Annotated in this window: 8 protein-coding genes; 5 read left to right on the top strand and 3 right to left on the bottom strand. The window is 35.0% G+C overall.

The features are described 5' to 3' along the window. Positions 1 to 113: 113 nt before the first annotated feature. Positions 114 to 1,517 (bottom strand): TIGR03013 family XrtA/PEP-CTERM system glycosyltransferase, encoded by a 1,404-nt coding sequence (locus GQS55_RS00520; protein WP_159816931.1) that lies wholly within the window; start codon positions 1,515 to 1,517, stop codon positions 114 to 116. A 323-nt stretch (positions 1,518 to 1,840) separates the two neighbouring features. Here GQS55_RS00520 and GQS55_RS00515 point away from each other — a divergent pair, with 323 nt between their 5' ends. The 5 genes from GQS55_RS00515 (at position 1,841) to GQS55_RS00495 (ending at position 7,746) form a co-directional block, all read left to right on the top strand. Beyond that, positions 1,841 to 2,476: an XrtA/PEP-CTERM system exopolysaccharide export protein gene (locus tag GQS55_RS00515; protein ID WP_159816929.1), complete on the top strand. Its 636-nt coding sequence runs from the start codon at positions 1,841 to 1,843 to the stop codon at positions 2,474 to 2,476. A 123-nt stretch (positions 2,477 to 2,599) separates the two neighbouring features. Then, entirely contained in the window at positions 2,600 to 4,189 is a 1,590-nt protein-coding gene (locus GQS55_RS00510; RefSeq protein WP_159816927.1) for an XrtA system polysaccharide chain length determinant, read from the top strand. A 3-nt stretch (positions 4,190 to 4,192) separates the two neighbouring features. Beyond that, positions 4,193 to 5,119, top strand: a complete 927-nt coding sequence (locus GQS55_RS00505) for an XrtA-associated tyrosine autokinase (RefSeq protein WP_159816925.1) — start codon at positions 4,193 to 4,195, stop codon at positions 5,117 to 5,119. Then, on the top strand, positions 5,082 to 6,695 hold the full coding sequence (locus GQS55_RS00500) for a TIGR03016 family PEP-CTERM system-associated outer membrane protein (RefSeq protein ID WP_159816923.1): 1,614 nt from the start codon (positions 5,082 to 5,084) through the stop codon (positions 6,693 to 6,695). The genes GQS55_RS00505 and GQS55_RS00500 overlap by 38 nt, the downstream gene beginning before the upstream one ends. Before the next feature lies 1 nt (position 6,696). After that, entirely contained in the window at positions 6,697 to 7,746 is a 1,050-nt protein-coding gene (locus tag GQS55_RS00495) for an XrtA/PEP-CTERM system-associated ATPase (RefSeq protein WP_159816921.1), read from the top strand. A 98-nt stretch (positions 7,747 to 7,844) separates the two neighbouring features. Here GQS55_RS00495 and prsR read toward each other — a convergent pair whose 3' ends face one another. Both prsR and prsK read right to left on the bottom strand, forming a co-directional pair. After that, positions 7,845 to 9,194, bottom strand: a complete 1,350-nt coding sequence (prsR, locus tag GQS55_RS00490) for a PEP-CTERM-box response regulator transcription factor (protein WP_159816919.1) — start codon at positions 9,192 to 9,194, stop codon at positions 7,845 to 7,847. Positions 9,195 to 9,328: 134 nt separating this feature from the next. After that, positions 9,329 to 11,356, bottom strand: coding sequence for an XrtA/PEP-CTERM system histidine kinase PrsK (gene prsK / locus GQS55_RS00485; protein ID WP_236559709.1), 2,028 nt, complete (start codon positions 11,354 to 11,356; stop codon positions 9,329 to 9,331). Between the last annotated feature and the right edge of the window lies 1 nt (position 11,357).

Raw genomic sequence — 11,357 nt, 5'->3', positions numbered from 1 at the left:
TTTAGAAAATGATTACCAGTAACGCTACTTCTCATTAGTCAGCATTAGAAGGTGATGAAATAAGTGTTATACAAGTCATCAACCCTCTCCCGCCAAAAACAGCTATAAATTACCTAACGTCCTTTACCAAACAATACAATTTCTACTGTTCTTATTAATATTAATAAATCGAGCATAAAACTACGATGTTTAATGTAATATAAATCATATTTAAGCTTTTCTAATGAATCAGCTTCGGTAGCGCCATAAGGATATTTTAGCTGTGCCCACCCTGTTAAACCAGGTTTAACATTATGACGTTCATTATAATAAGGAATGTTTTTAATTAAACTTTGGACAAACTCTGGTCGTTCAGGTCTAGGGCCAACAAAGCCCATATCACCACGTATTACGTTATAAATTTGAGGTAATTCATCAATACGGTATTTACGCAGAATGTTACCTATTTTAGTGACACGAGGATCATCTTCAGAGGCCATTTGTGCACCAAACTTTTCCGCATCTAAACGCATACTTCTAAATTTAATAATATTAAAAGGTTCGCCGTCTAAACCGACACGCTCTTGAAAATAAAAAACGGGTGCTTTCAGCCCTTCATCTAACTTAATTAATAATGCTGTTAACAGCATTATTGGCCAAGTGACCATTAAAAGTATAGAAGCCATAACTGCATTGAATATCCAATCTAATGTGTTACGTAAATGATTTGCTGAAGCAAAACCATTAGAATAAATAACCCAACTTGGATAAATAAGATTAACCGCAATTTGTCCTGTTTCTCGTTCAATAAAATCTAAAATTTCAGTAATTTCAATACCGCGAATTTTACAAGCAAAGAGCTCATCAATAGGAATATTATTACGGCGCTCATCACTCGCCACAACGATTTCATCAATTTGATGATTTAAAGCATAATTTACCAAAGACCCTTTAAGCTCAATTCTAGTTTCTTGCTTAATACCTTCTTCAGCATCACCATTCATAACAACATAGCCATGAACTGAAAAACTTTGTCTATCGACATCTCTTCGCATTCGTCTTTCTATTATTGATGCTCTTTCACCAGCACCAAGCACTAAAACAATACGCTTATTAAAACCAAAAAAATCTATTTGAACTGTTAAATACCTGAATGAACTAATCAATATAAAACTAACTAATGAAGCAATAGCTAACACTTCTATTGGTAGTGCATAATCACCATATAGAGGATTAATGATAGTAAGAATAAAAAAGGCAACAGCAACACACATTAATACGCGGCGAATAACACCTCGGAAGTTCACCCGTAGTTTAGAATTATATAAACCTAGCGCGAGTGAGGTCAGTTGATTAAGTAACGCAAAAACTACGGAATAAACAAGTAAATAGTTATCAGGAATGACAGAGAACTGACTTTCCATAAGAAGTCTACTACCATATACAACGAAAGGTAATGCACCTAAAAATAAAAAGAACTCAATTAGTATCAATGACTTGCTTGCTATCGATAAATCTCGAAATTTGGGGCTAGACATAATAGACTAGATTCCTTGATGAATTATATATTTGTCGGAATGAATTCCACCCAAAAAATAGGGGGCATAAATTGATGTAGTTTTGAATTTATTTTAACTGTTATAATAGTGCCAATATTTTATAGATATACTCAATTTCTATAAAATATATTTGCTAATTAACACAAAAAAATCACGCTACAAACGTAAAGAAATGATTCTATCAAAAATGTAGCTAAAGTTAAGGTTTTATTTACCGTTGTTAAAATGTGGCATCTGTGAAAAAAATACCATACAATCAATAATCGAATTACAAATAATTTTTGATGTTGAAGGTATATACCATGGATAAAAAATTTACCAAGTCACTTAAAGTAATCGTTGTTTTACTTTTAGCACAAATCATTTCAGCCTGCTCTACTAATCAATTACCCACAGCGACACTTCACTCTTCTAATACAGACGATATAAATTCTTACAAATATCTTATTGGCGCTGGAGATGTGCTTAATATATTTGTTTGGCGTAACCCTGAAGTTTCAGGCTCATTTATTGTACGTCCAGATGGTATGATCACCACTTCATTGGTTGAAGATATTGAAGTATCGGGTAAAACACCTACTGAACTAGCCCGCTCAATTGAAGATATATTAGGAACCTATTTAAGAGATCCTATCGTGACAGTTACCGTAAACAGTTTTGTTGGCCCATTTAGCGAACAAATACGTGTTATTGGTGAAGCGGCACAACCGCGAGCGATTAATTATACTCAACACATGACATTATTAGATGTAATGATACAAGTAGGTGGCTTAACAGAGTTTGCTAATGGTAATGGCGCAGTACTAGTGAGAATTGAAAATGGTAAGCAGCAACAATACGACATCATGATTGATGGATTATTAAAAGATGGCGATATTAGCGCCAACATCGACATGTTACCTGGGGATATCATTATTATTCCTGAAGCTTGGTTTTAATAAAGTAACCTTTAAGTCTAACGAGAGGGTCATAAATCACCTTCTAAAAATGATTAAACTTAATGTAGGTTGGACATCTGTCTGACAATGGAAAAATATAATTAATGAAGGTTAGTAATTAGAATGCAAGAATTATTTGATGATCTACTCGATTATTTAAAAGGGATCTGGATAAAACGTCGATATATTATTATATCAACTTGGTTGATTTGCCCTATTGGTTGGGGTGTTGTATCTGTAATGCCTGATGTTTATCAATCTGAGGCCCGTGTTTTTGCGGATACTCAATCAATATTGGCACCGCTATTAAAAGGACTAACTGTACAAACAGATCCAGACATTCAAATAAATTTAATGATTAAAACATTACTTAGCCGACCAAATTTAGAGCGTATTTCACGAATGACTGATTTAGACATTCAAGCTGAAACACCTCAACAATATGAAAGTATTATAAATCGCTTAAGAGATAATATAGAAATAGTAAAAACCCGAGGAAGAGATAATATATTTACAATTTCTTTTGAAGATAAAAATCCTGAAATGGCTAAAAATGTTGTGCAATCTGCATTAACTGTCTTTATCGAAAACACCCTTGGTCAAAACCGTACCGATTCTGATTCTGCTCAAAAATTCTTAGCAAAACAGATTGCAGAATATGAAAGTAGACTGGCTAGCGCAGAAGGCCGTTTAACCGATTTCAAACAAAAATACAGTACTATGCTACCACAACAAAATGGTGGTTATTATAGTAGACTGAACCTTGCTAAAGAAAATTTAGGCAACATTGAACTTGAGTTAAAAGAAGCTGAAACACAGTTAGCATCTGCTAGAGCTCAATTAGGTACAGTGCCTAATGAATCTAGTTCAGCTCAGAATAAAATACAAACAGCTAATTCTATAAAAACAAACTTTGATGACCGTATTACTGAATTAGAGTTATCTCTAGATTCTTTACAGTTAAGATATACTGATAAGCACCCTGATGTCGCTGAAGCTAGAAGACGTTTAGAACATTTAGAAAAACAACGTAGTGATGAAATTGAAGAATACTTAAGTGAAACAAGTAACAATAGTAATAACGCATTAATAACAAGCCAGAATCCAGTTATTCAAGAATTACAAATTCAAGTTAATCAATTTGAAAACCAGGTTGCTTCTCTGAAAGTTAGAGCCAATGATTATCAAAATAAGGTAAATGAGCTTGAAGGAAAGATTCATGTATTACCCGAAATTGAAGCCGAACTTGTTGCACTTAATCGTGGCTATCAAATCACAAAAGAAAAATATGAGCAATTGTTGAATCGACAAGAAACAGCTCAACTGGCTCAGCAAGCCGATGAATCAACGAATAAAATTCAATTTAAAGTGATAGATCCGCCAAGAGCTGCGGATAAACCTTCAGGACCTAAACGAATATTATTATTCCTTGCTGTAACAGTTGCCGGCTTTGGTGCAGGTATAGGCTTGTCATTACTATTTAGTCAATTATCACCAGTGGCAACCTCGACTGCTCAACTATCGAAAGCGACCGGCGTTCCTATTTTCGGTGTAGTATCGGCTAATAAAAATTTAGGCCTACAGAAATGGCACAGAAAGAAGACAATCCTTTTTGTAATATCAAACCTATTTCTACTGGTTATTCTGATGATGTTTATAAGTTATTTTTTATTTCCTGATGCCATTCAAGCCCCATTGAAAAGGATACTATAAGCCGTGAGTACTATAGAAAAGGCACTGGCCAAACAAAAACAAGCAGCTCAAGATAATAAAAATAATATTGAAGCACAAGATATCAACTTGAGACAAAATGACGATTCGACAAAACATCAAGGAAAAGTCCAAAGTGAAGTTACTCAAGCTTCCTTGAAAGACACAACGTCCACTGAAACATTGAGAGCAGAAAAAGAAACAATCGTTTTAAATGGTGAACACCTAACTGAACGTGGATTTATATTTAGTGCTAACAGCGCACACCATATTCAAGAAGAATTCCGTCATATTAAACGCAAGTTAATCAACAATGCTTTTGGACCGACAGCAAAAACATTGAAGCACAGTAACTTAATTATGGTGAGTAGCTCTAACCCTAATGAAGGTAAAACTTTTATTTCAATTAACCTTGCTTTGAGTATTGCACTTGAGCAAGACAAAACTGTTTTATTAGTTGATGCTGATGTATTAAGACCAAGTATACACAGAGAGTTAGAATTTGAAAGTAAGCAGGGTTTGCTTGAATATCTACTTGACGAAGTCTCATCATTATCTGATGTTATTTATAATACCAGTATTGATAATTTAAAGTTAATTCCTGCGGGTAAACCACATCATTTAACCAATGAATTATTAGCCAGTGCAAAAATGGCTTCATTAGCTGAAGAATTGGCCCAGCGTTACCCTGACCGTATTGTTATATTTGATTGTCCGCCTATACTTGGCGTTACAGAGACACCTGTACTATCAAGCTTAGTTGGACAAGCAGTAGTTGTTGTTGAAGAGTTAAAAACAAAAGTCGATGATGTAAAAAAAGCGGTTTCTCAATTAAATGAAGATATCGCAGTAGGCTTTGTAATGAATAAAACAATAAGATCTAAAAAGGATGAGTATGGCTATTACGGCTATGGCTACGGTAAGAAAAACTAGCAATATTCGCTTAACCAATGTTTTAACATTGCTAACATGCTCTATTTTTGCAACTTCGACCATGGCCGGAGAATGGCAGTTTGTGCCTACTTTTGGTATAGAAGAAACTTATACTGACAATGTAGAGTTGACCATAAGTGACCCTACTTCCAGCTTAGTTTCTCAAGCAATTTTTGGTATGGACGCAGATTACCAGTCGCGCTTAGCTAATTTCTCTTTTACGGGCGAGAATAACAACCTGTTCTTTAGTCATGACAGTAATATTAATGATAATTATTTAACGCTTGATACCCAAGGAAGCGTTTACCTTTGGTCTAGTGGACCAGAGGTTTTTGCTACTGCATCAATTGATAATACCAACAGAAACTCAGCTAGCAATGGTCTTGCTGACTTAGTTTCTGGTGATACCATACAGTCCCAAAACTATTCATCAGGCCTACGTTATAACGTCAATAATAGCAGTTTTTCCGTACAATCAGCACTCACATACTCGACAAGTAGATTTGAAGATAACATTGGTGAATATGATGGTACATCTGTTTATTTAAATACCAATAATAACAATAATGCACGCCTTGCTTTTTGGCAGCTAAATAGTAGCTACTCAAAAAGAGAGCAGAACTCATTAGGACTAACTAGAAACGGTAAACAGTATAGTGTTGATGCAAAATTAGGGCTAATAACACCTGTAAATTTTAATCCTTTTATTCGTTTTTACGATGAAGATTTTTCAGGTAACTTAGGTAATCAAAGCCAACCAACAACCTCATCATGGGGTCCTGGTTTCCGCTGGTTAATTTCACAACACCTACAGTTAGATTTGTCTTATAACTATGTTACTGATGATGAAGTTAGTGATGATTATGTCGCCGCATCAATTCAATGGGATCCTTCAGCAAGAACGTCATTAACAGCAGGCTACAGCCAACGTTTTTTTGGCGACTCATACAACCTTAACTTTCAACATAGAACTAAACGTTTAACCAATACGATTACTTACGATGAAAGCCTAGAGGTTTTTGACCGGAATAATTTTCAACAAATAGATCTTGGCGCATTTTGGTGTCCAACAGGTTCTACCATTGCAAATATTGCTAACTGTTTTGCTCAAACAGAACAACCCAATGATAGTGGATTTCAATTAACAAACTTTTTTTATTTAGAGCCTGTTGAAAGTAACGAATTTTCTTTAAATAAACGCTTTGCTTGGAATTCAAAATTACAACTTGCGAGAACATCTTTTACTTTTAGTGCCTCAGGCTCTAGACGTGAGAGTATTGAATCTGAAGTTGTAGATGATACTCTCTCAGCATCATTCACAATAAATCGTAGAATTAGTGGCAGAAGTGAACTAACACTATTAGCTAAATATGATAACAATATTTACGATAAAAATAATCCTGCAGGAAGTAGACAAGAAGATGACTACAGAACATTATCCGCTACTTATACTAAAGATTTAGCGTCATCATTATCGACTCATTTTACACTTCAACGTGTAAATCGAGACTCAACTATTGAGCAGTATACCTACAATGAACTACGCGCAATAATCAACGTAACCAAAGAATTTTAATATGTATGAAAGTTACTATGGCTTTAAAGAAAAGCCATTTCAGTTAAGCCCTGACCCTCGTTTTTTCTTTGCAACTAGCCATCACCAACGCGCATTATCCTATTTACAATATGGTTTAGACCAAGGTGAAGGATTTATTGTAATCACGGGCCCTATAGGCACAGGAAAAACCACAATTGCTCGAAATTTACTGTCATCTATAGGTGATGAAAATATTGTAGCTGCACAACTTGTGACAACAAAATTATCACCAGACGAACTACTTGAATTGGTTGCTGCTGAATTTAAAATCCCTCTAAAAAGCAATAGTAGTAAGGCTGAAATATTACGAAGTATAGAAGCTTTCTTAATTCAGCTTCACAAACAGGGAAAACGAGCTTTACTACTAGTTGATGAAGCCCAAAACTTACCATCTGAAACCGTTGAAGAATTGAGAATGCTTTCAAATTTTCAATTGGATGATAAACCACTTATTCAGAGCTTTTTACTAGGTCAGGAAGAACTTAAAGATATTATTCAAGCACCTAATATGGAGCAATTTAGGCAACGTATTATTGCTTCTGCGCATTTAAAACCATTAAGTGTTGAGGAAGTAAAAAGCTATATTAATCACCGTTTACAGCAAGCAGGCTGTAAGAAAGAAGCCTTATTTTCTGATGATTCTTTTGAGTTAATTCACCAAAAAACATTAGGCGTACCGCGTAAAATTAATATTTTTGTTGATCGTTTGTTATTATTTGGCTTTTTAGAAGAGGTCTCACATTTCACTGTTGATAATATCAATGAAGTTGCCGAAGAAATGTCGGTTGAGCTCACTGGTTCATTAAGCTCAAAAACACTTGAGAATACTCAACCCAAAAGCGCCCCCGCCACTCAACAATTCGTCGTTAACTCTAGTGAAAATGTTGAAAATATAAAAGAAGTTTTAAGGGAAGTCGAAGAGATATTAGAAGTTAATATTAAACAAAAAATAAAGATGGCACGTTATGTTGATAAATTACTTAAACAAAAGAATCGTCAATATGCGCAAGAGCAAGTAGAAAAAGATTAATAGTTAGCACCTACTACGCACATATAGCCAGTTTATTATTGAATAGTAGAATGATTGCGGGTCAAAGTTATATTTCTAAACCCGCAATTTTAAGTAGTTTAACTATTAATGCTCAGTTCATACTTTTCAATTAATGAATACAGTGTTGGTCTGGTGACACCTAATAGCTCTGATGTTTTAGACATATTTCCTTCAGACAACGCATAAGCCTTCTGAATAGCCAAGGACTCTGCTTGTTCTCTTACGGTACGTAAATTCAATGAAAGTTCGTAATTGGTATCACTGTGGTCGAAGAAACCTAGATCGAAAGCAGTTACCTGTACACCAGTACTCATGACTACCGCAGATTTAACTTTATTTTGTAATTCACGAATATTTCCAGGCCATTTGTGCGCACTAATTGCACCAATAGCATCTTCGGAAAAAGACCTCGCATTACTCTTATACTCGGTAGCATAAAGCTGAAGAAAATATTTAGCGAGAATCAAAACATCTTCATCACGATCGCGTAATGGTGGAATGTTTAACGTTATTTCACTAACACGATAAAATAAATCTTCTCTAAATTCTTTATTGGCAACCATCTCTTCTAAGTTTTGATTTGTAGCACAAACCACCCTAACATTAACGGGGATTTCTTCTCTGCCACCCAATCGTTCAATGATTTTTTCCTGTAAAAAACGTAATAATTTAGCTTGTAAATTAAAGGGCATATCACCAATTTCATCTAGAAATAGAGTACCACCTTCAGCACACTCTATTTTCCCTTTCGTAGTTTTATGCGCGCCAGTAAAGGCTCCTTTCTCAAAACCAAACAATTCACTTTCTAATAATGTTTCAGGAATAGAAGCACAGTTAATGGCGATAAAGGGCTTATCGACACGATCACTAGCCAAATGTACCGCTTTTGCCGTAACTTCTTTACCAGTACCACTTTCACCTAAGAGTAATGCGGTAATATTGGTTGGCGCTATACGTTTAACCATAGTACATAAGCGATCAATCGCCTCACTATTACCGATGATACCAATATTACTATCGGTGACCGCCCGCATAGAACGGTTTTCACTCTCAATATTAGCTAGCGTTAAAGCACGAGAAATTATGACGTTGATAACATCAGCATCAATGGGTTTTTGATAAAAATCATAAGCGCCGGCAGAAATTGCTTTTAAGGCATTAACTCTGTCTTCATTACCTGTAATCACGATAACTTTAGTATGAGGAGCAATAGCGAGTATTTCCTCTAATGCTTTCAATCCTTCGCTTGCATTAGTTTCATCTGGCGGTAAGCCTAAATCTAAAGTAACAACTTTAGGCTCATGACGTCTCACGGCAGCGATAGCAGACTCTCTATCTCCAGCTAGAATAGGACTATAATCAGACAAGCTCCATTTTAGCTGCTTTTGAATTCCTTTATCATCATCAACAATTAATACTTTTTCCATTAGTTCCTTTCCCAATTATTTTTTACAAATAAAATCATATATTTGTGCTTTATTGTCATGTGATGCAATTACCGTAGCGCATCTGACAAAAAAGTAATACCTGTATTGTAAACCATAGCTTATTGTGGCTTTATTTATAACGGCAAAACAATCATCATTTTTGTTCCCTGTCCCTCTATACTATGAACTGTTAAGCTACCCGATACACTTTCAAAAAATTGTTTTGCCTCAAACACACCAATTCCCATACCAGCATTTCCTTTAGTGGTATCGAAAGGTTTAAAGAGTCGAGTTTTAACGAAAACTGCAGACATCCCACAACCATTATCACTCACTACTATATTGATTTTACTATCTTGTTTATCAATAATAACTTCTACTTTACCATCTTCATCACTTGCTTCTTGAGCATTTTGAATTAAGTGATTCATCACCGAAAAGAAACGTTCATCATCGAGAGTAGCTAAACAATTGTCTTTATTTTGCAGGGTAACTTGTGGTTGTATTACATTTCGCTGTGCAATAACACGTTTAATAATATCCCCAAGATCAACTTTTCTACTCGTTGATTGTGCGACTTGCTTATTCCTTAATTGTGTTAATACTTTTGCTAATCTTTCTGTTGCCGACTCTACTGTTTCAAAAACATCGTCAACAAATTCAGGGTTATCTCGATGCTGTATAGCATTAGAAGTAATTAGTGCTAACTGTGCTTGAATGTTCTTTAAGTCATGCACTAGAAAAGCCGACATTTGATTAAATGCATCAAATTGTTTAGCTTCAGCCAGTTTGTCATTCGCTTCATTCAAAGAGATAAAATTGCCTAATTGTTTCGCAATAGCAAACAATAAATCTCGGTCTTCCCAATTAAGTTTATTTTCTTCATTACTATTTGATAGTACAAAAAAACCATAAAAATCTTTACCTATAAGAATAGGCACTAAAATGTTCACGCCAACAGCATTCCAGATTTTAGGTTGAATAAATAACCCTGGATATGACAGCGGGTTTTCATTGTATTCATTAATATCAATAATCCACCCTTGGCGTTTAGTAAAATTACCAAGTAATTCTAGATCTTTGTTGAACGATTCATCTAACTCAATACCATCACTATGTGTTACCACAAAACAATTATTACCCGTACTTTTTAATATGACCCCACCGGTAGCATCTACTTTAGACATCATAATTTGTAGCGACATTTGATAATAATTTTCAGCACCTGCTGTTTCTATTTTGCCAATTAGCTCTAACCACTCTTCCCGATATTCATATTTATTAGCAAAAAAATGTTTTGAAATAAAGACTTTGACCCGACGACGTACACTTTCTGTAATGAGTAAAACTGCCAGAACAATACTACCGAGAATAAAGAAGCCAAAACTAACTAATTCACCCCACTTTCCACCAAAATAGTTAATCAAATAACCAGCTACAGCCATTGCTAATAAATATAAGCCAGCAATCATTAACATTGAGCTATAGAAAACCACATTGCGCGACACAAATATTCGCACCGTACCCGCTTTAAAGCGTCTAATACTTATCAATAATAACGGAACAGCTAACGCTGATAGATATCCTCTAATGTACCAAAAATCAAACTCAATGCCGCCAACCATACTTGCTTGAGCAAAAAGTACAAAGTCAAATACTGCAACACTTCCTAAAGCAAGAACTAACGGTGTAACAGATTCTTTTGCCTCATCATTTGCTCCCCGATAAATTTGTTCCAGTAATACTAAACTCAATAAGTTTAGTATTACAAAAAGCAAAAACAAATATTCATAAGAGTAATCTAAGGTATAACTTAACCCCCAACAGACAATGGATAGGCCAGACCAAAACAGCAGATATTTACCTACTGTTTCATTATGTAAAACGTCTTTAACATTTCCTTTTTCTACATTAAAACTAAGTATAAAAACAGAAAAAGCAGCTATTTTAATGGCATCTGCTAACATTGCCCATTGCAATGAAAAACCTAAACTTACCTGTAATGCGCCAATAATATTAGCTATTGCCGCCATTAATGCGCTAAACAATAACCACTTAGCGATACTCGACTTATTATGGGCGCCAATGATGAGCAAAGAAAACAGAACATAGGCAATACTCGCAAAGCTATAACCCCAGATACCTACCGTATACATTTCCATA

It is taken from the genome of Colwellia sp. 20A7 (assembly GCF_009832865.1).
Classification (GTDB): Bacteria; Pseudomonadota; Gammaproteobacteria; order Enterobacterales; family Alteromonadaceae; genus Colwellia.
This window is presented reverse-complemented; position numbering and strand designations above follow the sequence as displayed.

Coding starts and splice junctions, on each gene's coding strand:
- GQS55_RS00520 (WP_159816931.1), bottom strand. CDS start 1,517: ATGTCTAGCCCCAAATTTCGAGATTTATCGATAGCAAGCAAGTCATTG.
- GQS55_RS00510 (WP_159816927.1), top strand. CDS start 2,600: ATGCAAGAATTATTTGATGATCTACTCGATTATTTAAAAGGGATCTGG.
- GQS55_RS00515 (WP_159816929.1), top strand. CDS start 1,841: ATGGATAAAAAATTTACCAAGTCACTTAAAGTAATCGTTGTTTTACTT.
- GQS55_RS00495 (WP_159816921.1), top strand. CDS start 6,697: ATGTATGAAAGTTACTATGGCTTTAAAGAAAAGCCATTTCAGTTAAGC.
- prsR (WP_159816919.1), bottom strand. CDS start 9,194: ATGGAAAAAGTATTAATTGTTGATGATGATAAAGGAATTCAAAAGCAG.
- prsK (WP_236559709.1), bottom strand. CDS start 11,356: ATGGAAATGTATACGGTAGGTATCTGGGGTTATAGCTTTGCGAGTATT.
- GQS55_RS00500 (WP_159816923.1), top strand. CDS start 5,082: ATGGCTATTACGGCTATGGCTACGGTAAGAAAAACTAGCAATATTCGC.